Origin of the sequence: Curtobacterium sp. NPDC098951, assembly GCF_044759965.1 — a bacterium.
Lineage (GTDB): Bacteria > Actinomycetota > Actinomycetes > Actinomycetales > Microbacteriaceae > Curtobacterium.
Window position 1 is genome coordinate 109,901 of the sequence record NZ_JBIWAG010000006.1, and the last position, 23,700, is coordinate 133,600.

Sequence of the window (23,700 nt, forward strand, 5' to 3'; positions counted from 1 at the left end):
CCTGCGGCCCCGGTTCTTGGGGGGGGGGGGGGGGGCCCCGGCCCCCCCCCCCCCCCCGCCGGGGGGGGGGGGGGGGCCCCGGGGCCCCCGCGCCTCCCGTTCGTCGTGCGGTCGCGCCCCGGGTCGCGACCGGGTGCGCGATCAGGGCTCGACGTCGCCGGCCCGTTGGTAGAGCGCCGTGGCCAGGTCGCTCAGCACCGCGAGTGCGGCGCCGCCGTGTGCCGCGTCGACCTCGCGGAGGACCTCGGCGTAGCGGCGTCGGTGGTCCTGGACGACGGCCTCGCCGTCGGGCAGCAGCCGCAGCAGCGAGCCACGGCGGTCGTCGGGGTTCGGCGCTCGCTCGAGCAGGCCGGCGTTCGTCATCCGGTCGATCATGTTCGTGACCGCGCCCGAGGTCAGGCCGAGGTAGCCGGCGACCTCGGTCGGCGTGGAGTACCCCGTGTCGCTCACGAGCACCAGGGCGCGGAGGGCGTTCTCGTGCACCCCGGCGCGGGCGCTCAGGCGGCCGACGAGGCTCGCATTCGCGCGGACGACGGCCTCGAACGCCGCGATGAGGTCGGTCGGGTCACTGTCGGGTGCCGTGGGCACGGCGGTCCTCGCCTTCGGGTCGTGAGGGAGCGTCCCTCGCACTGGGGCCAGTATACGAGTGGTCAATTTGATGAATGAGTGACTATCTTGATTATCGAAGCAAACGAACCCGAACGCGTTGCTCCACCCCCATCCCTGATCACCACTCCGAAGAGGTTCCCGTGTCCGACAAGCTCCGCACCCCCGCACTGAAGCGGGTCCGATTCGCCCCCGTCGCACTCCTCGCGGGCATCTTCGCCGCCGTGCTGCTCTCCCTCTCGCTCACCGGCACCCTCTCCGGGTTCGCCGCGAGCATCACCAACAGCAGCAACACCGCCGCGAGCGGCACGCTGACGATGCAGGAGCAGAACGCCGGCGGCACCGTCACGTGCACGAGCACCGACGGCGGCTCGGTCTCGACGAACGCCGCGACCTGCTCGACCATCAACAAGTTCGGCGGCAGCACCACCATGACGCCGGGCAACACCGTCACCACCGCGATCTCGATCAAGAACACCGGGACCGCGAACGCCTCGACCTTCACGCTGACCCCCGGTGCCACCTGCACGCAGTCGGCCAACGGCTCGGTCAACGGCACCGCGACCGACCTCTGCGCGAAGATGAACCTCGTCATCACGTCCGGCTCGACCACGGTCTTCTCCGGCACGCTCGCCAGCTTCAAGGGCGCCGCCGCCTCGGCGTTCACGATGCCCGCAGCCCCCGCCGCCGGTGCGTCCGTGCCGTTCACCTTCGCCGTGACGCTCGACTCCTCGGCCGGCAACACCTACCAGGGCCTCGCCGCCTCCGTGCCGATGACCTGGACCTTCACCGCCTAGCCACCCCGACCGGCGACGCTCGACCGATCCCCCCCCTCCGGTCGAGCGTCGCCACCCACACCCCGCTCCACCCATCACCCCAGCCCCACCCCGCACCACCCATCACCCCCAACCCCGCACCACCCATCACCCCCACCCCGCACCGCCCCGCCTCCCCGCGGGCGCCCCCTCCCCACACACGCCGCACACGAACGGAGCCGACGATGAGCCAGACCGCCGCCATCCCGCTCAGCGGCACGCTGGAGCGCCCGCTGCTCGGGGGCCACACCGCCACCCGCTTCGAGACGGTGCTCGCCTGGTCTGTGGCCGTCGTCGCCGCCGTGCTCCTCACCGCCGCCCTGCTGTTCCTGTCCGCCGGCGGCCGCTGGTTCGTCGTCGAGACGCCCTCGATGGGCGAGGCCGCCCCGGTCGGCACCCTCGTCCTCGACCTGCCGGTGGACGTCGCCACCCTCGGCGTCGGCGACGTCGTCTCCTTCGAGACCGCCGCGAACCCGGGCGTCGTCTACACGCACCGCATCGTCGACGTCGACGGCGCGGGCCTGCACACCCGTGGCGACATCAACGGCGCGACCGACCCGTGGACCCTCACGCAGGAGAACGTCATCGGTTCGCCGGTGCTCCTCGTGCCGCACCTCGGCTGGCTGTTCCGCGCCGCGCCGCTGCTGCTCATCGGCACGCTGGTGATCTGGACGCTCACGAGCGTGTTCACCGACCGGGTGACGCGTACGTGCCTCCGCATCGCCGGGGGAGCGCTCACCGCGTCGTACGCGGCCTTCGTCCTCAAGCCGTTCGTCAACGTGACGACGATCACGAACACCGCCACCCACGCCGGCGTCGAGGCGACGATCGTGTCCTCCGGCGTGTTCCCGGTCCGGGTCGAGTCGCCCGGTGCCGCGAGCGTGCACCTCGTCGACGGACAGGTCGGGCACATGGTCATCCGCGAACTCACGGCGAACGGGCACTACCAGCTCACGTCGAACATCGACCTCGGACCGATCGGGTGGGGGCTGCTCGTCGCCGCGTGCCTCGTCCCCCTGGTGCTGTGCCTGGCCGTCGGCCGCGTCGAGGCGGTGCGTCCCTCGTGAACCTCCGACGTCTCCGCGACGGCCGGGTCGTCGCCCTCGTCCTGGTCCTCGCCGTGGCCGTGGTCGGCCTCGCCAACGTGTTCGCCCCGACCCGGTCCGCGTTCAGCGCCGTGGTGGCGAACAGCGGCAACAGCGCCGCGACCGCGCCCTACTTCACCTGCAGCGCCGCGGTCGGCGCCGACACCGCGAACGCCCTCTTCGCCTACCGTCTCGGCGAGGCCAGCGGTGCGACCACCGCCGCGGACTGGTCGGGCAAGGGCCTGAACGGCACCTACCAGGGCGCGATGACGGCCTCCACCCCGAGCCCGAACGCGTGCCCGCGCGACACCGGCAGCTCCTACGTGCTGAACGGCTCGACGAGCTTCGTGTCGACGCCGCGCTCGTACGCCAACCCGACCACCTTCAGCGAGGAGGTCTGGTTCCGCACGACCGTCGCCGGCGGCATGCTCGTCGGGTTCGGCAGCAACCAGTCCGCCACCTCCGGGCAGCACGACCGTCAGATCTACATCAACACCACCGGGCAGCTCGTCTTCGGCACCTACAACGGGACGACCCAGGTCGTGACCTCACCGAAGGCGTACACCGACGGCGCGTGGCACCACGTCGTGGCGACGATGTCCGCGAGCACCGGGATGCGGCTCTACGCGGACGGCGCCCTCGTCGCCTCGAACACCGCGTTCACCGCGCCCGAGAACTACACCGGCTACTTCCGGATCGGCTACGACACCGTGTCGGGGTGGCCCGGGCAGCCGTCGAACTTCGCCTTCACCGGGTCGATGCGGTACGCGGCGGTGTACAGCACCGTCCTGTCGGCGACGCAGGTCGCGAACCACGCGGCCGCCGGTCGCTGAGACGCCGACGGACCGGGAGGCGCGGTGGCAGCCGGCACCGCGCCTCCCGTCCGCCCTGCACCGCGTCGGTGCGGACGCGTCGCTACGCGATCGCGATCTCGTTGGGCGTGCCGGGCAGCACCTCGCTCGAGGCGACGGTCTCGCCGGTCGTGAGGTCGACCGCGTGGACCTTCCGCTCGGCCGGGTCGGTGACGTAGGCGACGTCGCCGACGACCTTCAGCGCCGGGTGGGCGTCCTGCCACTCCTCGGGTCCCTCCCACGGGTCGATCACCGGGAAGGAGTCGAGCAGGTCACCGGACGTCGTGTCGAAGGTGTGCAGCGCGCCGTCGTCCCCGAGCACGACGGCCTCGTCCCCGGGACCACGAGCGAGGTCCCGGAACGTGTAGCCGACGCCGTCCGGCACGTCGGCAACCCGGTAGGAACCGGATGCCGCGTCGATCAGGGCGATCTGGTGGAGGAGGTACCCCTCGCTGTCCGGGTCGTCGTTGTAGTCGCCCAGTGCGATCGAGGACGTGCCGGTCGTGAACAGGTTGCCGGTGCGGCCGTACTCCGTCGGAGCGTCGATCTTCGTGAACGTCCCGTCGTCGTACACGAGGGCCCCGTCCGTGCACCCGAACACGGCGACGTCACCCTGGACCGCGCCTTCCCCGTGCACGTCCGGGCACTCCTCGGAGCGGGTGGTCTCCTTCCCGTCCGCGCCCAGCGCACGGACCCCGCTGCGGGACTCCTCGTCGCCGATGGTGGTGAGCAGCGTGCCGTCCTCCAGCACGATCGCGACGCCGTGGTGCGCGGCCGCGGACTCGGTCGTCTCGGTGTCGGGCAGGTCGGCACCGTCGAGCTCGGTGTTGTCGAACGTCGTCACCTGGCCGGTGCCGTCGGCGAAGAGCGCCGTCCGGTCGCCGTGGACGACCGCGTGCCCGCCGGTGTCGGCGGGGAAGACCGCGTCGGTGAGGGCCGGATCGGCCGCGGTGTCGAGTACCCGGAAGCCGCTCGGCACCGTGACGAGCACGTGCCGCCCGTCACCCGCCGGGTTGACGCGTGTGAACCCGTCGACGGCGTCGTCGGTCAGGACGCGCAGGTCGTCGTCGAGCACGAGGACTCCGCCGTCGTACGTGAGCGTGATCCGGGTGCCGTCGGCGCGCGCGGTCGCGGTGCGCGCGGACTCCGAGGGGGTGGTGTCGGCCGCGCATCCGGTGAGGGCAAGGGTGGCCGCGGTGAGCAGGGCGGCAGGCAGGGCCGCGGTGCGCAGGGTCTTGGTCGTCGTCATGGTCGTTACTGTACTGATTCTCATTCTCAATTACGAACCGAGAGGCCGTCGACGATCGCCTCGGTGTTCGACCGCATCATCCCCAGGTAGGTGGACGCGGGGCCGTCGGTGGTCAGCGACTCGGTGGCGAGCGGCTGGATGTCGACGTGCACGTCCACCTCCTCCGCCAGGACCTCGGCCAACCGGGCGGGCTGCGAGGCGTCGGCGAAGACCGTCCGGACGCCCGTCTCCTCGATCGCGTCGGCGAGGTCCCGCAGGTCCGCCGCGCTCGGCGAGGCGAGGGTCGTCCCGCTCGGGATGACGGCCCCGACGACCCGGAACCCGTACCGGTCGGCGAGGTAGCCGAAGACGTGGTGGTTCGTCACGAGGGCCCGCTGCCCGGGGCCGAGCGCGCCGAAGGCCCGCTCCATCTCCCCGTCGAGCGCGTGCAGGGCGTCGAGGTAGTCCGCGGTGCCCGTCGCCCGGATGCCCACGTCGCGGAGGTCGTCGTCGAGCGACTCGACGACGTCGACCATCCGTGCGGGGTCGGTCCAGAGGTGCGGGTCCGGCCCGCTGTCGTCCTCGGTCGTCCACTCCAGGGCCTCGACCGCGTCGCCGGCCGTGAAGACCGGGACTCCGTCGTCGGCCGCGGCCCGGACGTGCCGGGACACGCCCTCCTCGAGGCCCAGCCCGTTCTCCACCACGAGGTCGGCGGTGCGGAGTCGCGCGGCCTCCTGCGCCGAGACCTCGAACGAGTGCGGGTCCGCTCCGGCGGGCATGAGCACCATCACCTCGGCCGCGTCGCCGACGACCTCCGAGACGACGTCGCCGAGGATGTTCGTGGTGACGGCGACGAGTGGCCGGTCCTGCCCGGGAGCAGCGGTGCACCCGCCCGCGCCGAACGCGACACCCACCACGGCGAGGAGCGTGACGACGACGGTCCGTGTGCGTGCCCGCGTCACAGTCCGACCTCCGCGAACGCGGCCGGGGCCACGCCGAGGTCGATGGTCCGGGCGACCCGTGCGCCGTCGGCGAAGTCGATCTCGTGCACGGTCCCCGTCCCGCGGTCGGCCAGGTAAGCGCGGTTCGCGTCGAGCTGCAGCAGGGGCGGAGCGTCGCCGGCGACGAGCGGGTCGGTCGCGACGATCGCTCCGGTGGCGAGCGTGTGCACCACCACCCGCCCGGTCTCGTCGACGCCGACCACGTGCTCGTCGGCGTCGTCGACCGCGGCGACGGCGCGGAGTGGGCGCTCGGTCGGCACCAGGCGCCACGAGTGTTCGCGGCTGTCGAGCAGCCAGAAGCCGGCGTCACCGGCCAGGCCCGCGACCGTCGGTCGTCCGGCGCGGGCGGCGAACGAGGTCGGCCGTTCGGCGCCGTCGGGCAACGGCACCGCCGTCGCGCCGTCGTCGTCCACGACCACCGCGCCGTCGGAACAGCCGACGACCGAGCCGGCCCGGGTGACGATGCCTCCGGCCGGGTCGGTGCACGCCGCCTCGGTGCCGGTCGGCGAGCCGTCGGCGTCGAGCACCCGGACGACGTCGTCGGTGGCGGCGACGAGGCGGTCTCCGTCGGGGAGCAGGACCCGTGCGTCGATCCGGGTCCGTTCCTCGACGGTCCCCTGACCGAGCGCGGCTCGGTCGAGGACGACCGCCTCGTTCCGCTCCCGCCAGGTGATCGTCGTGGTCGTCTCGGAGGAGTGCACCTCGACCGGACCGCCCCCCGCCATCGTGCCGACGACCCGCGGCTCCGCCGCGTAGTAGTGGGTGTGGTCGCCGTGGTCGACCGTCCAGGCACCGCCGTCCACGATCGTGGTGCGGCGGTCGGAGCTCGTCACCAGGAACCGGCCGTCAGTGGCGGAGTGCGTGGGCACGTCGACGTCGTCGAGCGCGGTCGTCTCGCTGCTGAGCAGGTCGTGCAGGACGGTCTCGCCCGTCCCCGAGACGACCAGGAGGCGCAGCTGCGGTTCCCGGGATTCGCTCGCCCCCTCGACGAAGCCGTGTGGCCGGGCGGTCGCGCTGGCGTCGCCGGGGGCCGTCCCCGACGAGCAGCCCACCGTCGCGACGGTGAGTCCGACGACGAGGCTCGTGGTGAGCAGAGTGCGCGTGGGAGTGCGCCGGGTGGAGTGGGTCATGCTGCCTCTCGAGGTGCTGGTACTGCTGTCGGTGGTTCTGCCCCGGGGGTCCGGTCGCGGACCAGGGTGCTGAGCGACGCGGCCGTGCGCGAGAGGCCGACCCCGGCGACGGCGACGGCGGCGATGCTCGCTCCCGCGGCGGTGCCGAGGTGCCACGAGACGAGCAGCCCGACGAGCACGGCCGCGATGCCGATCGCGGCGGCGAGCGCCATCGTCGAGCCGACGTGCCGGGTCCATGCGCGGGCGGCGGCTGCCGGGGCGAGGAGCAGTCCGACGACGAGCAGCGTGCCCACCGCCCGGTACGAGGCGACGACCGCGAGCGTGACGAGCCCGACCAGCACGATCTCGGCGGCCCGTGGGCGGAGGCCGAGGGTCGCGGCCTTCCGGACGTCGAACGCCGCTGCCGTGAACGGACGGTGGAAGAACACCGCGGTCCCGAGCGCCACCGCGACGGCGATCGCCAGGCCGGTGAGGTCCGCACGGGTGACGGCGAGGACGTCACCGAACAGGATCGCGGTGACGTCGGTCGCGAAGGACCTCGAGGAGGAGACGATGATCACCCCGAGGGCGAGCATGCCGACGAACAGCAGCCCGATCGACGTGTCGTACGAGAGCCGGGCCCGTCGGCGGAGTGCACCGACCCCGAGCACCATCACCGCGGCACTGACGGCGGCGCCCAGCACGATGGGGAACCCGGTCAGCGAGGCGATCGCGACGCCGGGGAGCATGCCGTGCGACAGCGCTTCACCGAGGAAGGCCATGCCGCGGACGAGGACCCACGTGCCGACGACCGCGCAGAGCACCGCCGCCAGTCCGCCGCCCACGAGGGCACGGACCATGAAGTCGACGGAGAGGGGATCGGTCAGCCAGGTCACGGTCCGAGACGCTACATGAAAATGACTATCGATACTGATAGTGTCCTCAGGTGCCCACGACGACCGACGCCACCCCCCTCCACGTCGCCGGACTCGTCGTCCGGCGCGGCGACCGGACCGTCCTCGACGGGGTCGATGCGACCTTCCCCGTCGGTTCGGTCACCGCGCTGACGGGGCCGAACGGCTCCGGCAAGTCGACGCTGCTCGACGCGCTCGCCGGGGTGGTGACGCCGGATGCCGGGGCGGTGACGCGCCGAACCTCCGTCGGAGTCGCCTACGTGACCCAGTCGGTCCCGCCGAGTGCGCTCCCGCTCACCGTCCGTGCCACGGTCCGCATGGGCCGGTGGTCCGGCCGTCCGTGGTGGCGGCCGCTCGTGCGTTCCGACCGCGACGTGGTCGACGAGCAGCTCGACCGGATGGGGATCGCGTCCCTGTCGGACCGGCCGCTCGACGAGCTGTCCGGTGGGCAGCGTCAGCGGACCCTCGTCGCGCTCGGACTCGCGCAGCGGGCGGGGGTGCTCCTCGTCGACGAGCCCACGGCCGGGGTGGACGCCGAGTCGGGTCGGCTCGTGGTCCGCGCGCTCGCCGACGAGGCGGCGTCCGGCGTCGTGGTCGTGCATGCCACGCACGACCCGACGGTCATCGCCGGAGCGGACCGGGTCGTCCGGCTCGGCTGACGGTGGCGGCGCCGTCCGTCAGGGGCAGGCGACGGCGACGGAACCGGTCGCGGTGGTCTCCGCCGGAGCCGACGCCACCGCCACCGCCGGAGCCGGAGCCGGAGCCGGAGCCGACGCCACCGCCGGGGTGCCACTCGACCGACGGGTCCCCAGGACGACGAGCACGATCGCTCCGACGACCGCCACCCCACCGGCCAGCCAGAAGTCGACGGCCAGCCCGAACGACGACACCGCGGCACCGCCGAGCACCGACCCGGCGGCGATGGCGAGCTGGATCGTCGTGACGAACAGCGCGAGCCCGGTCTCGGAGCCCGCGGGCGACGACGTGGACATCCAGGTCTGCATCCCGAGCGGCAGGGCGCCCCAGACGAGGCCCCACACGACGAGCAGGACGAACACCCCCACGACCGAGTGCGCGAGCAGCGGGAGCAGGACGACCGCGCCGGCGAGGACGAACTTCGCCGAGCCGATCGTGCCGAGGACGCTCCGACCGAGTGTGAACCCGGCGGCGAAGTTCCCGACGATGCCCGCGATCCCGAAGACCAGGAGTGCGACGGTCACGGTGTCGGCGTCGACCCCGACGAGGTCCTGCAGGTACGGGGCGATGTAGGTGTAGGCGGCGAACTGCGCGGTGAACAGGAAGGCCGCGGCGATCAGGCCGACCCGGGCGCGGGGGACGCCGAGGAGCGAGCCGAGCGTGCCGAACCGGACGCGCTGCTGCGCGGGGATCCGCGGCAGCATCGCCACCTGCAGCCCGAGCGCGACGAGCCCGAGCACCCCGCCGATCACGAACGCCAGCCGCCACGTGGCGAGGGCCGACACGAGTGCGCCGAGGGGCAGGCTGACGACGGTCGCGACCGAGACCCCGGCGGTGATCAGGGACGTCGCGCGGATCACGGACTCGGGGCGGACGAGCCGTCCGGCGATCCCGGCGCCGATCGCCCAGAACCCGCCGATGCCGACGCCGAGGAGCATCCGGGCCACGAGCAGCACCCAGAACGCCGGCGCCACCGCTGCGAGCGCGTCCGCGACGACGAGCAGCACCGTCAGGCCGACGAGGACGACCCGGCGGTCGAGCGCCGATGTCCACACCGTGACGACCGGTGCGGCGACCGCTCCGACGAGGCCGGTCGCGACGACCATGAGCCCCGCGGTGCCGATGCCGACGTCGAGGTCGGCGGCGATGGCGGGGAGCAGGCCGATCGGCAGGAACTCGGACAGGACGAGGACGAACGATCCGAGTGCGACCGACGTGACGCTGAGCCACCCGCGACGCGGTGCTGACGATGTCATGCGGGCGTCAAGCACGCGCCCGCGCGGTCCATTCCCGCGTGACGCGGCGGTTCAGGCGTCGAGCGCGCGGCGGGCGGCAGCCACCACCTCGGCGTCGGTGACGAAGTGCGCCGAACCGTCGTCCGCACCGCCCATCGGGACGCCCGCGTGGGCGCTGCCGGCGGCGGGTCGCTTCGCCGACAGGTGCACCGCAGCCGCCCCGGTCGCCACGAGCGCGGGCACGTCGGCGGGGGTCACGCCGGCACCGGCCATGACCTGCACGGGCCCGGCGGCGTCGACCATGCGTGCGATGGTCGCGGCCCCGGCCGCCGCGGTGGGCGCTGCACCCGAGGTCAGAACCCGGGTGAACCCGAGGTCGGCGAGGGTGGCCGCGGCGGCGACGGGGTCGGCCGCGTGGTCGATCGCCCGGTGCAGGGTGACCTCGGCCGTGGCGCTGACCGAGCGGGCGGCGTCCACGAAACGCCGGAGGGCGTCCTCGTCGAGCGTGCCGTCCGGACGCAGGGCACCGACCACGACGCCCGCCGCGCCGGAGCGCAGGACCGTGCGGACCTCGCGCACCATCAGTTCGACCTCGTCGGGGGTGTGTACGAAGCCGCCGGGACGGCAGCGGACGAGGGCGTGGGCGGGGATGCCGGTCTCGTGGGTCGTCTCCACGAGCGCCTGGGACGGCGTGAGACCACCGAGCTCGAGCCCGACGCAGAGCTCGACACGGTCGGCGCCGCCGTCCCGTGCGACGATCGCGCCGGCGGGTGCGGTGACGGCGATCTCGAGGGCGACGGGGGCGGCGGTGGTCACGCGATGGCTCCGAGCGGTTCGTTCGACGGCGGGATGATCCGGGCGCCGAGGTCCGGCGCCGACGGGAACACTCGATCGTAGGGGAACATCGGCCGGACGATCCTGTGGTGTCCGAGCCGCTCGAGGTCCTGGTCGACCCCGCCCGGCGTCAGCGCGAGCATCCAGTCGGCGGCCATGTCGAAGAGCTCCGGCTCGAGGTACCCGATCTTCACGATCACCACGTCGGCGTCCCGCGGGGCGAGGTCGAGGTCGGTGAAGTCGTGTTCGTGGTGGTACGGCTTGCGGAGCGTCGTCAGGATCGCGAACACACTGCCGACCTGCAGCACCACCTCGGTCTCGGCGTCGCGGTCGCCGTGCTTGACCGCGTGCACGCGCCCGGTCATCGTGATCGGCCCGGCGTGGACGTCGTCGACCTCGGCGCCGGCGGTCACGGTCACGGTGGCGCCGACGCCCGCCTCGACCGCGGTGGCGACGGCTGCCGGCCCGGGGACGCTCGCGTAGATCAGGACGGGGCCGTCCGGGTCGGCGAACGCCGGGTGCGCGAGCACCTGCGTCAGCCCCCACGTCATGTCGCCCGAGCCGCCCGCCGTCGGGTTGTCGCCGGAGTCTGACACGAAGAACGGCCTCGCGGCGCCCGGTGCGAGCGCGGCGGCGAGGCACTCGTCGAACGTGCCGGTCGGTGCGACGAACACGAAGTCCTCGCGGACGTCCCAGAAGGCCCGCGCGAGGCGCTCCGCACCGGCGGCGACGGAGGCCTCGTCCCACCCGGTGACGACGGTGACCGCTCGGTCGCGCGGCTGGTCCGCCCAGGCGTAGCCGACCCAGATCGCGGCGTCGAGCACGCCCTCGGTCCGCTCGACGACCGGCACCTCGGCGTACAGCGAGGCCGCCGGTTCGATGCGCGTCGAGGTCTGCTCGCCGGGCAGGAGGACCGGGATCGGCACCCAGGCCTTGACCGGACGCTGCTGCCCCACGGGCCTGGTGGTGAGCACGTCGACCAGGTTCGAGACGGCGCGCTCCTTCGTCTCGAGGGCGTCCTCGTGCGGGGCCATCCGGTAGCACGTGACGAGGTCCACCTGGTGGGCGAGCTCCGCCGTGACGTTGCCGTGCAGGTCCATCGACGCCGACACGATGACGTCCGGGCCGATCACCGCGCGGATGCGGCCGAGCAGGTCCGACTCGGCGTCGTCGAGGCCCTCGACCACCATCGCGCCGTGGATGTCGTACCAGAGCCCGTCGACGTGCTCGGCCGCGACGATCGCCGCCAACCGCGCGACGATCTCCGCCGCGAGCGACTCGTACGAGTCCCGGTCCACGATCCCGCCGGGCAGCGCGTGACCGATGAGCGCCCCGCGGAAGTCGGCCCGCGCCGACAGCGGCCCGAGGAAGTCGTAGCGCGCCACGACCTCGTCCCCGCGGTCCGGGTGGAACGCCGGCGCGTGGGTTCGGGTCGGCGTGAACGTCGAGGTCTCGATGGCGAGCCCGGCGATCGCGATGACCGGGCGACGGGTGGCGGGTGCGGTGGACACGGGGTCAGACACGGACGTTCCTGTTCCTGGTGGTGGACTGGGGGATGGGCGCGGACAGTTCCTCGAGCGACGCGGCGAGCCCGCGCTGCAGCGCGAACTGGCCCGCACCGACGAGGCCGGCGTCGGCGCCGAGCGAGACGGGCTCGATGGCGAGGTGCTGCGTCATGAGCGGGTGGCAGCTCTCGTACAGCTGGCTCCGCACGGCGGCGATGAACGGGTCGAGCGTGGAGAGGATCCCGCCGAGGTAGACCGCGTCCGGGTTGAAGAAGTTGACGTTCGCGGCGAGCACCTCGCCGAGGTACCGGCCCGCGAGCCGGACGGCGCGCGTCGCCTCGGGGTGGGCGTCCGAGGCGAGCCGGACGACGTCGGCGGTCGAGGAGACGTCGACCCCGGCGTCCGACAGGATCCGCACCAGCGCGGCTCCGGACGCGACGGTCTCGAGGCAGCCCGTGTTCCCGCACGAGCACGGGGTGTCGCCCGCGGCGTCGATCCGGACGTGCGTGATGTCGCCGGCCGATCCGGTCGCGCCGCGGTACAGCCGTCCGTCGATGACGATCCCGGCACCGATCGCCGAGCCGGCCTTGATCGTGATGGTCTGCCGCCGGGCGGGGTCCTGCACGGTCTGCTCGCCCGCGGCCATGCAGTTCGCGTCGTTGTCGACGACCGAGGGCAACCCGAAGCGCTCGGTGAGCCACGATCCCACCGGGAACCCGTTCCACCCGGGCATCCGGCTCGGCAGGTCGACCACGCCGGCTTCGACGTCGACCGGTCCGGGCAGGCTGAGCCCGACGCCCCGCAGCCCGGCGCGACCGCGCTCGTCCGCGAGCCGCTCGAGCAGGGCGGCCAGCCGCTGCAGCCCCGCGGTCGGACCGTCGGAGAGTGCGAACGGGACGTTCGCGACCGACTCGAGCGCGCCTCCCGGCAGCACGATGCCGATGCGGGCGTGCCCACCGCCGACGTCCGCGGCGACCGCGTACTCGTCCGCACCGCCGATGCGGAGCACCTTGCGGGGGCGGCCGCCCGTCGAGACGTCGGTGCCCTCCTCCGCGAGCAGACCGTGCGACACCAGCTGCGCGACCACGTGGGAGACGGTCGAGGGGGCGGCGCCGAGCAGTGCGGCGATCTCGGTCCGACTGGACGCCTGTCCGGACGCGACGAGCTCCAGGACGCGGGCACTGAGGTCCGGCACGACTTTCTCCAATCCGGCGGAAACGCGGTCGACGAGTGACCGCGAGACCGAGCCTAGGCGGCAGATCGACCGGTCCACCCTTTCGCCCGAACGGCAGAAACGAACTATTTACACGGAGATGTTTGTTTTTCCAACGGCTTTGGCCATTGACTGTCCCCGTGCCGCTCGGCACGCGTGCTCCACACCCCGAACCTCCCACGCACCAGGAGACACACATGACCAAGCCCCGTCGCTGGGCGCTCCTCACCGGAGCCGCGATCGCCGTGAGCGCGCTGCTCGCCGGCTGCTCCGGAGGCGGCAACGCCTCGTCGAGCAACACGACCGACGAGATCAACTACGCGCTGCCCGCCAACTTCACGCCGAACTGGATCCTCCCGATCGGCACCGCCGCGCACCTCAACACGAACAACGGGTCGATCGCGCAGTCGCTGTACGAGCCGCTCGTCGCCTACGACGGGTCCACCGGCAAGATCGCGTGGAACAAGGCCGGCTCCGTCGCGACCGACGCGACGTTCGCGAGCGACTCGAAGAGCGTCACCGTCACGCTCGGCGACCGGCACTGGTCGGACGGCAAGCCGATCACGAGCCGCGACGTCGAGTTCTGGTTCAACCTGATCAAGGCGAACAAGGACGAGTGGGGCTCCTACTCGAAGGGCAAGGCGCCGGACAACTGGACCTCCTTCAAAGCCGACGACGACACGCACTTCACGATCACGTTCGACAAGGCGTACAACCCGGACTGGATGCTCGCCAACCAGCTGAGCCACATCATCCCGCTGCCGCAGCACGCCTGGGACAAGACGAGCGCGAGCGGCTCGGTGGGCAACGCCGACGAGACCACCTCCGGCGCGAAGCAGGTCTGGAAGTACCTCAACACCGCCGCCGGCAAGATCTCCGACTACGCGAGCGACGACCTGTGGAAGACCATCTCCGGCCCCTACGGCGTGAAGACGTTCACCACCGCGGGCAAGGTCACCCTGACCGCGAACACGAAGTACGACGGCGGTGAGAAGCCCTCGATCGCGACCGTGAACCTGCTGCCGTTCACGACGACGGACGCCGAGGTGAACGCCGTCCGCTCGGGCGAGGTCGACTACGGCTACATCAACGCCACCGACATGGACCAGAAGTCGTCCTTCACGTCGAAGGGCTACGAGGTGCAGCCCTGGACCGGCTGGGCGATCACGTACATGCCGTACAACTTCAACAACCCCACGATGGGCGCCGTCTTCAAGCAGCTGTACGCCCGTCAGGCCGTCCAGATGTCGATCGACCAGACCTCGCTGTCCAAGGTCGTGTTCAACGGCACCGCCACCTCGACCTACGGGCCGATCCCCCAGGCGCAGGAGTCCGACTACGTGTCGAGCACGCAGAAGGACAACCCGTACCCGTTCAGCACGAAGAAGGCCAAGGCGCTCCTCGAGTCCCACGGCTGGTCGGAGCAGGGCGGCACGATGGTCTGCACCGACCCCGGGACGTCCGACAGCCAGTGCGGCGAGGGCGTCACGAAGGGCACGAAGTTCACCATGAACGTGCTCTCGCAGTCCGGGTCGACCGTCACCGACAACATGATGAGCGCCATCCAGTCGTCGCTCGCGAAGACCGGCATCGGCTTCACGATCAAGACCGCGCCGGTGTCGAGCGTCCTGTCGCAGACCCCGACCTGCACGAGCGACGAGGCCAGCTGCGACTGGGACCTCTCGTTCTTCGGTACCGCGGGCAGCTGGTACTTCCCGGCCTACCCGACCGGTGAGTCGCTCTTCCAGACCGGTGGTTCGGCGAACTTCGGGTCGTACTCCAACGCCGACGTGGACGAGCTCATCGACGCCACGACCACCTCGCCCGACCCGACCGCCGTGCAGGACTACAGCGCGGCGCTCGCGAAGGACCTGCCGGTGATCTGGCTGCCGGAGCCCGACTACCAGATCTCGGTCGTGAAGAAGGGTCTGACCGGGTTCGACCAGGACTCGCTCGCGAACTTCCACCCCGCCCAGTGGAAGTGGTCGAAGTGAGACCGTGACCCCGGACAGGAGGCGCGGCGCGCGTCCGACGCGCACCGCGCCTCCCGTCCGTCCCCCAGTCCGGAACCAGACGACGGAAGCCGCATGACCACAGCTCTCTACCTCACCAGGCGCGTCCTGCAGGCGCTCGCGGTGATCCTCATCGTCACGATCGTCGTGTTCTGCCTGCTGCACGCCCTGCCGGGCGGCCCGGCCCGCGGCGTCCTCGGCGTCTCAGCGACGCCCGCGCAGATCGCCGCGTTCAACCAGGCGCAGGGGCTCGACCAGCCGCTGCCCGTGCAGTACCTCCGGTTCCTCGGCCGCCTGCTCACCGGCGACCTCGGTACGTCGTACACGCTCAACGAGGCGGTGTCGCAGCTCATCGCCGAGCGGTTGCCCAAGACCCTCGTCCTCACCGGGATGTCCGCGGTGCTCGGCATCGTGCTCGCGATCCCGGTCGGCATGTGGCAGGCGGTCCGGCGCAACGGCGCGGTCGACTACGCGGCCACGGCCCTGGCGTTCGTGTTCTACTCGACGCCCGCGTTCTTCCTCGGGCTCGTCCTCATCATCGTCTTCAGCCAGCAGCTGCCGTGGCTGCCGTCCCAGGCGCCGAGCGGCAACACCCTCGCCGAGGTCTTCCAGGACCCGGCGGGGCTCGTGCTCCCCGTCGTCACCGGGGCCCTCGCGATGATCGCCGTGTTCAGCCGGTACATGCGGGCCTCGACGCTCGAGAACCTGCAGGAGGACTACGTCCGCACCGCCCGCGCCGGCGGTGCCTCGACTGCGGCGATCCTGCGCCGGCACGTGTTCCGGAACTCGCTCACCCCGGTGGTCGCGATGCTCGGCTACTACCTGCCGGTGCTGTTCGGCGGGGCGCTCGTCACCGAGCAGCTGTTCAACTACCCCGGCATGGGGCTGCTGTTCTGGAACGCCGCGCAGACGTCGGACTACCCGACGCTCCTCGGCTGCGTCCTCGTCATCTCGATCGCGACGGTGGTGGGCACCCTGCTCGCCGACGTCGCGCAGTCCCTCATCGACCCCCGAGTGAAGGCGAGCCGCGCATGAGCGCCGTCACGTCCCCCATCGACGATGCGTCCCCCATCGACGCTGCGTCCACCCACGACGTGAAGGCGAGCCGCGCATGAGCGCCGTCCAGCTGGCACCCGAAGCCCCGGGCGCCCCCGTCACCGTCGCCGCGACCGGGTGGCGCCTCGCCGTCCGCCGCTTCCGCCACAACACCCTCGCCGTCATCGGCCTCGTGGTCATCGTCGTCATCGTGCTGTTCTGCTTCGTCGGCCCGTTCCTGTACCCGACCGACCAGGTCCACACCCAGCTCGACCAGGTGAACCTCGCCCCGAGCGCCGGGCACCTGCTCGGCACCGACGCCGTCGGGCACGACGTCCTCGGCCGCCTGATGTTCGGCGGCAAGGTGTCGCTGATGGTCGGGATCGCCGCCGGGGTCCTCGCCACCGTGGTCGGCACGCTCTGGGGCTCGGTCGCCGGCTACGTCGGCGGCTGGGTCGACGCCGTGATGATGCGTGTCGTGGACGCCGGCATCGCGATCCCCGCCCTCTTCATCCTGCTCGTCATCTCGGCGATCACGACCCCGGGCGTCTGGGGGCTCATCGTGATCCTCGGACTCGTGTCCTGGCTCGTGCCGTCCCGCCTCATCCGGGCCGAGACGCTCACCCTGAAGAACCGTGACTACGTCCTCACCCTCCGGGCGATCGGCGGTTCGCACGCCCGCGCCATCGGCCGCCACCTGCTGCCGAACTCCGTGTCGACGATCGTCGTCGCCGCGACGTTCCAGGTCGCCGACGCGATCCTGCTCGTCGCCTACGTCTCGTACCTCGGGCTCGGCGTGCAGGCACCGGCGACGGACTGGGGTGGCATGCTGTCGGCGGGACTCACCGCCGCGTACTCGGGACGCTGGTGGCTCATCGTGCCGCCGGGTCTCGCCGTGATCCTGGTCGTTTGCGCGTTCAACGCCGTGGGCGACGGGCTCCGGGACGCCTTCGACGTGAGGGGCCGCTGATGTCCATCCTGACCACCACCGACCTCGGGGTCACCTTCCGCACGGAGTCCGGCACGGTCGACGCCGTCCGCGGGGTCTCGCTGCACGTCGAGCCCGGGGAGACCCTCGCGCTCGTCGGCGAGTCCGGTTCGGGCAAGTCCACCGTGGCGCTCGCCGCGATGGGGCTGCTGTCCGGCAACGCCACCGCCACCGGGAGCGCCGTCGTCGACGGTCACGAGATCGTCGGTGCCCCGGAGCCCTCCCTGCGGTCCCTGCGCGGGAACACCGTCTCGATGGTCTTCCAGGAGCCGGCGACCGCCCTCGACCCGCTCACCCGGGTCGGCGCGCAGATCGCCGAGGTCGTCCGGAACCACGGTGACGTCTCCGCCGCCGACGCCGCGGCCAGGGCCGTCGAGCTCCTCGGCCGTGTCGGCATCCCGTCGCCGGAGCAGCGGGCGCGCGCGTTCCCCTTCCAGCTGTCCGGCGGGCAGCGGCAGCGCGTGGTGATCGCGATGGCGATCGCCAACTCGCCGAAGCTCCTCATCGCGGACGAGCCGACGACGGCGCTCGACGTCACGGTGCAGGCGGAGATCCTCGAGCTGCTCCGTCGCCTGGCGGCGGACACCGGCACGGGCGTCCTGCTCGTCACCCACAACATGGGCGTCGTCGCGGACTTCGCGGACCGGGTCGCGGTGATGCTCCAGGGCGAGATCGTCGAGACCGGGAGCGTCGAGGACGTCCTGCTCCGGCCGCAGCACGACTACACGAAGGGGCTGCTCGCCGCGGTGCCGCGGCTCGCCGTCGCGGCGGTCGACGGGCCGGTCCCGACGGCCGCGGCGGCCACGCCCGACGCGGCGGACGGGAGGCACGGTGCGGCCCCGGTGGTCGACCTGCGGGACGTCTCGGTGACCTTCGGGCGCGGGGCGCGCGCCGTCCACGCGTTGCAGGGCATCGACATCGCGGTGCACGCCGGCGAGACCGTCGGCCTGGTCGGCGAGTCCGGCTCGGGCAAGTCCACGGCGGCCCGGGTCGCGCTCGGTCTCGTCGCGCCGACGTCCGGCAGCGTGCACCTGTTCGGCTCCGACCTGCGCACGGCCCGCGGCCGCGACCGCCGGGCGCTGCGGTCCGGCATCGGCGTCGTGCTGCAGGACCCGGTGGCGTCGCTCGACGCGCGGATGTCCGTCGCGGAGTGCATCGCCGAGCCGCTCGCGGTGCACCGGCGGGGCATGTCCGGGGCCGACCGGCGGAAGCGTATCGACGAGGTACTCGACGCCGTCCGGCTGCCCCGCACCCTGGCGTCGCGGGCACCCCGAGAGCTCTCCGGCGGCCAGCGGCAGCGCGTGTCGCTCGCCCGGGCGCTCGTGCTCTCGCCGCGGCTGCTCGTCGCCGACGAACCGACCAGCGCCCTCGACGTGAGCGTGCAGGAGACGGTGCTCGAGGTGCTGCGCGAGCTGCAGGCCGACCTCGGCTTCGCGTGCCTGTTCGTCTCGCACGACCTCGCCGTCGTGCAGCAGTTCGCCGAGCGGGTCGTCGTGATGCGCCAGGGGATCGTCGAGGAGCAGGGCCCGACCGGCGCCACGCTCGTGCACCCGACCACCGACTACACGCGGCGACTGCTCGCGGCGGTGCCCGTCCCCGATCCGGTGGTGCAGCGGCAACGGCGGGCCGAACGGCTCGCGACCCTCGGGGCGGTGACCGCGTGAACGAGGTCGTCGCCGGCGTCGACGTCGGCGGGACGAACACCAAGGTCGTCCTCGCGACCCCGGCGCTCGAGGTCATCGACCGCGTCGACCTGCCGACACCGGCACACGCTGGCGGCGCGGCGATCGTGACGGCCGCCCTCGGTGCCGTGACGGACCTGCTCGACCGGCACCGCGCCTCCGTGACGGGGGTCGGGGTGGGCGCCGCCGGCGTGGTCGACGCGACCACCGGCACCGTGCTCGTGACCGGCAACTCGTTCACCGGCTGGGCCGGGTACGGCGTGACCGACGCGGTGACCGCGGCCCTCGGCGTCCCCGCGACGCTCGACAACGACGTGAACGCGTTCCTCCTCGGCGAGGTCGCCGCCGGAGCCGTGGCCGGGGAGCCGGACGTCCTCGGCATGACGCTCGGCACCGGTGTCGGCGGCGCCCTCGTGCTCGGCGGCTCCCTGTTCGCCGGACCCCGCGGTGCAGCGGGGGAGATCGGCCACGTCCCCGGCTTCGGCGACGCGGTGTGCACGTGCGGACAGGTCGGCCACCTCGAGACGATCGCCGGTGCCCGCGGGATCGCCGACCGCTACGCCGAACGGACCGGACGACGCGTGACCGTGCGCGAGGTCGCCGACGCCGCTCGCACCGGGGACCCGGACGCCGCCGCGGTGTTCGAGACCGCCGGGTGGGGACTCGCGCGCGCCGCGCTGCTCACGGCGGGGATCCTCGACGTCACGACCATCGTCATCGGCGGCGGGATCGCTCGCTCCTGGGACCTGCTCGAGCCGGCCATCAGCCGGGCCATCGCGCTGGAACCCCCGGTCAGCGGTGCGCCGATCCGGCTGGCACTGTCGTCGCTCGGGTCCGACGCGGTGGCGCTCGGCGCCGCCGCACAGGTGCGGGACCTGGTGCTCGGGACCGCGCCCGCGCGCTGAGGCTGGGGCTGCCCCCGCACGACGAGGAGCCGGCCTGGACCACCTGATCGCGTGGCCCAGACCGGCTCCGGTCGTGGGTGCTGTCGGCGGCTGGACCGCCGACGGACGGGTCAGACCCGACGGGTCCCGACGCGCGGGAGCAGCAGCCCGAGCACGATCATCGCGACGGCGAGGATCAGGTGCAGCACGTTGTCGGCGCTGTTCAGCGGCACGAAGTTCGCCGGGTCGGCCATGCCGGCGGTGAACAGGCCGTAGACGAACAGGACGGCGTAGACGATGCCGCCGACGAGCAGGTACAGGCGCGCGTTGCGCGGCGAACGGGCAGTGACGAGCCCGACGATGCCGAAGAGCAGGTGGACGATGTTGTGCAGCACGGACACCTGGAAGGTGCCGAGCAGGAGTGCCATCGAGCCGTGGCCCGCGACCGACATCGAGCCCATGTCCATCGTGAGACCCGGGATGAAGCCGGCCACACCGACGATGAGGAAGACGATCCCGAAGACGAGTGCGCCCTTCTGGGTCCAGGTGGAGCCGTTGGCGGTGCGGTTCGTTGCTGCGTTGCTGGTCATGGTGCGACCTCTCTCTCATGGGGACCGACACGACGATGCGTCGGCGGGGGCCTTGTTCATGCCCACAGCTCTTTCGTAGCCCTCGCCCGGCTGGTTTGCAGCGTCTTGGGCAACACAGGCCGATTCGCGCTTCACCCAGTTCGGGGGGGGATCCGACGCCTTCGCACTCGGACCGTCGCCGAGGCCAGAGGGTCAGAAGTCTGGGATGTAGCGCAGCATGAACTTGTCGAACTGCGGGACCGTGAACTCGGCGAAGCCGAACTTGGGTGTGTACAGGAGTCCCTTGGCGATGAGTCGAGCTCGGAGCGGTGCGACCTGCTCGGAGGTCTTCCCGAGCTGTTCCGCGACGTCCGACGCCTTCTGGGGCTCCGGGCCCAGGGCAGCCATCGCTCGGAGGTAACGGAGTTCCTCCTTCGTGCTCCGCTGCACTCTCGTCTTGAAGAAGCTCTCGTCGAGTTCTGCCTCCACGAGGTACCGCGCGTCAGCGACCTCCGCCGCGGTGATGACGGGTCCCTCCGCGAGATCCCACACCCACCGTCCGAACTCCTGCAGGAAGTAGGGGTAGCCGTCCGTGTACTCGATGATCGCGTCGACTGCCGCGTCCTCGAACCGGACGCCCTCCTCGGCAGCCGGTGCGACGATGGCCTGTCTCGCGTCGGCGGGTCCGAGCTCGATCACCTGGATGTAGTGGAACAGTCGCTCGGCGTAGGACTTCGCGTCTCCCGCGACGCCAGGGAGTTGCGGGAGGCCCGCACAGGCAACGGTGATCGGGAGCCGTCGTTGGATGCAGCGGTGAACGGCACCGATCAAGGCCTCGAGTTCGTCCTTCGAGAGGAACTGGATCTCGTCGAGCAGGAAGACCACTCCGCGCCTGACATCGCGAGCGGTCTCTCCGAGCGACTCGAGCACATCAGCGAGGTCTTCGTCGAACTGTCCAGAGTCGGCTGCTCCGTCGATCTCCTCGACGTCGAGGCCCGCCGTGAGCGCCCCATCGGGCTGCACGGTCATCGAGAACGACCGGATCACGCCGGCGGCCCGCTTCGCAACGTCGTTCCAGCGCGCTTTCGGCGACAATTGGAACAGCGCCTTGCGCACGAGGTTCGCGAGCTGCGGCCCGAAATCCTTCGTCTTCGAGATCTCGGCGGGTACCGCCACCCAGTTGTGCTCGCGTGCGATCCGCTCGAACTCGCCGAGCAGGACGGTCTTGCCGACTCCTCGGAGGCCGATCGCCGCGACCGCTTTGTCGGTCTTGCCGCTGGCGAGGCGCTCGAGCACGCTCTCGAAGTCCTTCAGTTCGGCATCGCGTCCGGCGAGGACCGGTGGCGCGGAACCGGCGTTCGGCGTGTAGGGGTTGCGTACTCAATCCACGGGGTCCTCCTTATCGACCTTTCCAACCTTATCGACGCTCGTTAATCCCGATAAGGCTGTCAAGGACCGTGTCGACGTCGAGTGCTCAGGTGGTGGATGCCGGGCTGAGCCACCGCGAAGGGGGCGCCGGGCATCGTGGGGGCATGAGCCAGGACGACAAGCGCGACCCGAACACCCTCTACCCGGCGCCGCCGTACCCGGAGCAGGAGCAGTCGCTCCCCGGGGCCGCGTGGAAGATGGACCCGAAGCCCGACCACGGCGAGGAGAGCTACGTCGGACACGGGCGCCTGCCGGGCTACCGGGGGATCGTCACCGGCGCCGACTCGGGCATCGGCCGCGCCGCCGCGATCGCGCTCTCCCGCGAGGGCGCCGACCTCGTCCTCTCCTACCTGCCCGACGAGCAGGAGGACGCCGAACAGGTGCGCGACCTGCTCGAGGGCGAGGGGCGTCGTGCGGTCCTGTTCCCGGGGGACATCTCCGACGAGCAGTACTGCACCGACCTCGTGCAGCGGGCCGTCGACGAGTTCGGTGGTCTCGACACGCTGGTCATGGTCGCGGGCCGGATGGACAGCAACGACGACATCCTCACCCTCACGACCGAGCACTTCGACTCGACCTTCAAGACGAACATCTACTCGCTCTTCTGGCTGACCAAGGCCGCCGTGCCGCACCTCGAACCGGGCTCCACGATCGTCACGACCGGGTCCATCCAGGCGAGCACACCGTCGCCGGACAAGATCGACTACGCCGTGTCGAAGGGTGCGATCAAGCTCTTCACCGAGGCCGTCGCCCAGCAGCTCGCGCCGAAGGGCATCCGCGTGAACTCGGTCGCTCCGGGCCCGGTGTGGACGCCGCTCCAGCCCGGCTCCGACGACGCCCAGACCGTGGCACACTTCGGTGAGCAGTCGCCGTTCGGGCGTCCCGGGCAGCCAGCCGAACTCGCCGCGGCGTACGTGCACCTCGTCAGCCCCGAGTCGAGCTACCAGTCCGGATCGACGATCACCGTCGCCGGCGGCACCCCGGCGTTCTAGGAGGACACGATGAGCGGGACGACACACGTGGTCCTCGTCGCGTGGGACCACGCGACGACCCATCCGTCGGCACGGGCCGACGAACTCGTGCGGGAGCACCTGCCCCGGATCGACGGGGTCGAGTCGGTCCGGTCCGGCGAGAGCATCAGCACCGAGGGGCTCGAGGGCGGCTTCGACTGGATGCTCGTCGTGCGCTTCCGGGACCGCGCGGCGCTCGCCGGGTACCTGCCGCACGAGGAGCACCAGCCGGTCGCGGCGTACATCCAGGGCGCGAGCGACCGCGTCGTGGTCTTCGACGTCGAGGACTGACCGCGCTCCGGGCGTCGGAGTCCGCGTCGATGCCGACCGTCCTGGAGGACGGGCTGCTGAGCGGCTGGTGACCATCCGACGAACGGGAGGCACGGTTCGGCCCCGCACCGCGCCTCCCGGCCCGCAGGTCCCTCTCGAGCAGATCGACTCGCGTGAGCTGCCGCTTACCCCAGAGCTCATCGACGACCTCCTCACGGACGACGTTGCCGACGCACTTGGAGCACTCGGGGACGGACCGCTCACGATCAGCGGCCTCCCGAGCTCTGACACGGCCGACAAGACCTCGAGCGAGTAGATCACAACTCCGCATCCGTACCGGATGTGACGGAGCGCTCAACGATCAGCGTGCTCCCTACCGGGGCTTTTGGTGCCTTCCTGCATCCGATCCTGCCAACGCTCCACCCTCCACGCCACGCGGGCGCTCCCGCGCCGGCCGCTGATGAACAATCTCGGACGCGGTCGCACGCTCCCTCACATCGCCCAAGATCATCGCCCAAGATTCTTCGCCCTCGACCGGTCCTCCGGTTAGGCCCTCCGGCCTCCGCGCCGGCCGTTCTCTCCTCGCAGGAAGCACCAAAAAGCGGTCAGCAGTGAAGGAGAGAGCACATGACGACCCTGACCATCACCCACCCGGACGAAGCCGGAACGCACGTCGAGGGCGCCGCCAAGGGCGACGGCACCGCCGACGTCCTCAAGCGCGTCGGATGGC

The 23,700-nt window shown here is 71.8% G+C and carries 21 protein-coding genes and 1 pseudogene; 11 read left to right on the forward strand and 11 right to left on the reverse strand.

All coding sequences use genetic code 11. The features are described from left to right. Positions 1-141: 141 nt before the first annotated feature. The gene (locus ACIQUC_RS15575; RefSeq protein WP_022906105.1) at positions 142-588 is read right to left on the reverse strand and encodes a MarR family winged helix-turn-helix transcriptional regulator; all 447 of its coding nucleotides are present in this window, start codon (positions 586-588) and stop codon (positions 142-144) included. A 161-nt stretch (positions 589-749) separates the two neighbouring features. Here ACIQUC_RS15575 and ACIQUC_RS15580 point away from each other — a divergent pair, with 161 nt between their 5' ends. From ACIQUC_RS15580 to ACIQUC_RS15590, 3 genes are all read left to right on the forward strand, one after another. Beyond that, entirely contained in the window at positions 750-1,403 is a 654-nt protein-coding gene (locus ACIQUC_RS15580) for a hypothetical protein (RefSeq protein ID WP_022906106.1), read from the forward strand. Between the two features lie 203 nt (positions 1,404-1,606). Next, positions 1,607-2,488: a S26 family signal peptidase gene (locus tag ACIQUC_RS15585; protein ID WP_402268711.1), complete on the forward strand. Its 882-nt coding sequence runs from the start codon at positions 1,607-1,609 to the stop codon at positions 2,486-2,488. Continuing rightward, positions 2,485-3,339 (forward strand): LamG domain-containing protein, encoded by an 855-nt coding sequence (locus ACIQUC_RS15590; RefSeq protein ID WP_402268714.1) that lies wholly within the window; start codon positions 2,485-2,487, stop codon positions 3,337-3,339. The genes ACIQUC_RS15585 and ACIQUC_RS15590 overlap by 4 nt, the downstream gene beginning before the upstream one ends. An 82-nt stretch (positions 3,340-3,421) precedes the next feature. Here the strand turns inward: ACIQUC_RS15590 and ACIQUC_RS15595 are convergent, their stop codons facing one another. The 4 genes from ACIQUC_RS15595 to aztB are packed head-to-tail and all read right to left on the reverse strand — an operon-like array spanning position 3,422 to position 7,591. Further along, a complete protein-coding gene (locus ACIQUC_RS15595) occupies positions 3,422-4,606 on the reverse strand; it encodes a hypothetical protein (protein ID WP_402268717.1) in 1,185 nt (394 codons plus the stop codon). A gap of 26 nt (positions 4,607-4,632) precedes the next feature. Then, positions 4,633-5,547 (reverse strand): metal ABC transporter solute-binding protein, Zn/Mn family, encoded by a 915-nt coding sequence (locus ACIQUC_RS15600; protein WP_402268720.1) that lies wholly within the window; start codon positions 5,545-5,547, stop codon positions 4,633-4,635. Then, positions 5,544-6,716, reverse strand: a complete 1,173-nt coding sequence (locus ACIQUC_RS15605; RefSeq protein WP_402268723.1) for an ABC transporter — start codon at positions 6,714-6,716, stop codon at positions 5,544-5,546. Before ACIQUC_RS15605 ends, ACIQUC_RS15600 begins: the two co-directional genes overlap by 4 nt. Beyond that, the gene (gene aztB / locus ACIQUC_RS15610; RefSeq protein WP_402268726.1) at positions 6,713-7,591 is read right to left on the reverse strand and encodes a zinc ABC transporter permease AztB; all 879 of its coding nucleotides are present in this window, start codon (positions 7,589-7,591) and stop codon (positions 6,713-6,715) included. The genes ACIQUC_RS15605 and aztB overlap by 4 nt, the downstream gene beginning before the upstream one ends. 50 nt (positions 7,592-7,641) lie before the next feature. Between aztB and aztA the strand changes: the two genes are divergently transcribed. Further along, positions 7,642-8,268: a zinc ABC transporter ATP-binding protein AztA gene (gene aztA, locus ACIQUC_RS15615; protein ID WP_402268729.1), complete on the forward strand. Its 627-nt coding sequence runs from the start codon at positions 7,642-7,644 to the stop codon at positions 8,266-8,268. Positions 8,269-8,286: 18 nt separating this feature from the next. Here aztA and ACIQUC_RS15620 read toward each other — a convergent pair whose 3' ends face one another. From ACIQUC_RS15620 to ACIQUC_RS15635, 4 genes are read right to left on the reverse strand one after another with little or no spacing between them, the layout of a single operon-like run. Further along, positions 8,287-9,561, reverse strand: a complete 1,275-nt coding sequence (locus ACIQUC_RS15620) for an MFS transporter (RefSeq protein ID WP_402268732.1) — start codon at positions 9,559-9,561, stop codon at positions 8,287-8,289. Between the two features lie 51 nt (positions 9,562-9,612). Next, complete coding sequence (locus ACIQUC_RS15625; RefSeq protein ID WP_402268735.1) at positions 9,613-10,356, reverse strand: copper homeostasis protein CutC; 744 nt, start codon at positions 10,354-10,356, stop codon at positions 9,613-9,615. Then, positions 10,353-11,897, reverse strand: coding sequence for a M81 family metallopeptidase (locus tag ACIQUC_RS15630; protein ID WP_402268738.1), 1,545 nt, complete (start codon positions 11,895-11,897; stop codon positions 10,353-10,355). Before ACIQUC_RS15630 ends, ACIQUC_RS15625 begins: the two co-directional genes overlap by 4 nt. After that, entirely contained in the window at positions 11,890-13,074 is a 1,185-nt protein-coding gene (locus tag ACIQUC_RS15635) for an ROK family protein (protein ID WP_402268741.1), read from the reverse strand. Before ACIQUC_RS15635 ends, ACIQUC_RS15630 begins: the two co-directional genes overlap by 8 nt. Before the next feature lie 215 nt (positions 13,075-13,289). Here ACIQUC_RS15635 and ACIQUC_RS15640 point away from each other — a divergent pair, with 215 nt between their 5' ends. The 5 genes from ACIQUC_RS15640 (at position 13,290) to ACIQUC_RS15660 (ending at position 19,714) form a co-directional block, all read left to right on the forward strand. Further along, positions 13,290-15,086, forward strand: coding sequence for a peptide ABC transporter substrate-binding protein (locus ACIQUC_RS15640; RefSeq protein WP_402268744.1), 1,797 nt, complete (start codon positions 13,290-13,292; stop codon positions 15,084-15,086). 93 nt (positions 15,087-15,179) lie between these two features. Next, on the forward strand, positions 15,180-16,139 hold the full coding sequence (locus ACIQUC_RS15645; RefSeq protein WP_402268747.1) for an ABC transporter permease: 960 nt from the start codon (positions 15,180-15,182) through the stop codon (positions 16,137-16,139). A gap of 76 nt (positions 16,140-16,215) precedes the next feature. Further along, positions 16,216-17,109, forward strand: a complete 894-nt coding sequence (locus ACIQUC_RS15650) for an ABC transporter permease (protein WP_402268750.1) — start codon at positions 16,216-16,218, stop codon at positions 17,107-17,109. Beyond that, positions 17,109-18,791 carry a dipeptide ABC transporter ATP-binding protein gene (locus ACIQUC_RS15655; RefSeq protein ID WP_402268753.1) on the forward strand — a complete coding sequence of 561 codons (1,683 nt, stop codon included), beginning with the start codon at positions 17,109-17,111 and terminating at the stop codon, positions 18,789-18,791. The genes ACIQUC_RS15650 and ACIQUC_RS15655 overlap by 1 nt, the downstream gene beginning before the upstream one ends. Further along, complete coding sequence (locus ACIQUC_RS15660) at positions 18,788-19,714, forward strand: ROK family protein (protein WP_402268756.1); 927 nt, start codon at positions 18,788-18,790, stop codon at positions 19,712-19,714. Before ACIQUC_RS15655 ends, ACIQUC_RS15660 begins: the two co-directional genes overlap by 4 nt. A gap of 110 nt (positions 19,715-19,824) precedes the next feature. On the opposite strand, the gene ACIQUC_RS15665 is transcribed toward ACIQUC_RS15660, so the two are convergent. Next, positions 19,825-20,283 carry a DUF4383 domain-containing protein gene (locus ACIQUC_RS15665; RefSeq protein ID WP_402268759.1) on the reverse strand — a complete coding sequence of 153 codons (459 nt, stop codon included), beginning with the start codon at positions 20,281-20,283 and terminating at the stop codon, positions 19,825-19,827. 192 nt (positions 20,284-20,475) lie between these two features. Beyond that, positions 20,476-21,585, reverse strand: a pseudogene (locus ACIQUC_RS15670) (AAA family ATPase); the annotation flags it as partial. A 209-nt stretch (positions 21,586-21,794) separates the two neighbouring features. On the opposite strand from ACIQUC_RS15670, the gene ACIQUC_RS15675 reads away from it, so the two are divergent. After that, positions 21,795-22,682: an SDR family oxidoreductase gene (locus tag ACIQUC_RS15675; protein WP_402268762.1), complete on the forward strand. Its 888-nt coding sequence runs from the start codon at positions 21,795-21,797 to the stop codon at positions 22,680-22,682. A gap of 9 nt (positions 22,683-22,691) precedes the next feature. Beyond that, a complete protein-coding gene (locus ACIQUC_RS15680) occupies positions 22,692-22,991 on the forward strand; it encodes a Dabb family protein (RefSeq protein WP_083858006.1) in 300 nt (99 codons plus the stop codon). Positions 22,992-23,700 lie beyond the last annotated feature (709 nt).

Coding starts and splice junctions, on each gene's coding strand:
- ACIQUC_RS15585 (WP_402268711.1), top strand. CDS start 1,607: ATGAGCCAGACCGCCGCCATCCCGCTCAGCGGCACGCTGGAGCGCCCG.
- ACIQUC_RS15595 (WP_402268717.1), bottom strand. CDS start 4,606: ATGACGACGACCAAGACCCTGCGCACCGCGGCCCTGCCTGCCGCCCTG.
- ACIQUC_RS15605 (WP_402268723.1), bottom strand. CDS start 6,716: ATGACCCACTCCACCCGGCGCACTCCCACGCGCACTCTGCTCACCACG.
- ACIQUC_RS15620 (WP_402268732.1), bottom strand. CDS start 9,561: ATGACATCGTCAGCACCGCGTCGCGGGTGGCTCAGCGTCACGTCGGTC.
- ACIQUC_RS15640 (WP_402268744.1), top strand. CDS start 13,290: ATGACCAAGCCCCGTCGCTGGGCGCTCCTCACCGGAGCCGCGATCGCC.
- ACIQUC_RS15645 (WP_402268747.1), top strand. CDS start 15,180: ATGACCACAGCTCTCTACCTCACCAGGCGCGTCCTGCAGGCGCTCGCG.
- ACIQUC_RS15650 (WP_402268750.1), top strand. CDS start 16,216: ATGAGCGCCGTCCAGCTGGCACCCGAAGCCCCGGGCGCCCCCGTCACC.
- ACIQUC_RS15655 (WP_402268753.1), top strand. CDS start 17,109: ATGTCCATCCTGACCACCACCGACCTCGGGGTCACCTTCCGCACGGAG.
- ACIQUC_RS15665 (WP_402268759.1), bottom strand. CDS start 20,283: ATGACCAGCAACGCAGCAACGAACCGCACCGCCAACGGCTCCACCTGG.
- ACIQUC_RS15675 (WP_402268762.1), top strand. CDS start 21,795: ATGAGCCAGGACGACAAGCGCGACCCGAACACCCTCTACCCGGCGCCG.
- ACIQUC_RS15680 (WP_083858006.1), top strand. CDS start 22,692: ATGAGCGGGACGACACACGTGGTCCTCGTCGCGTGGGACCACGCGACG.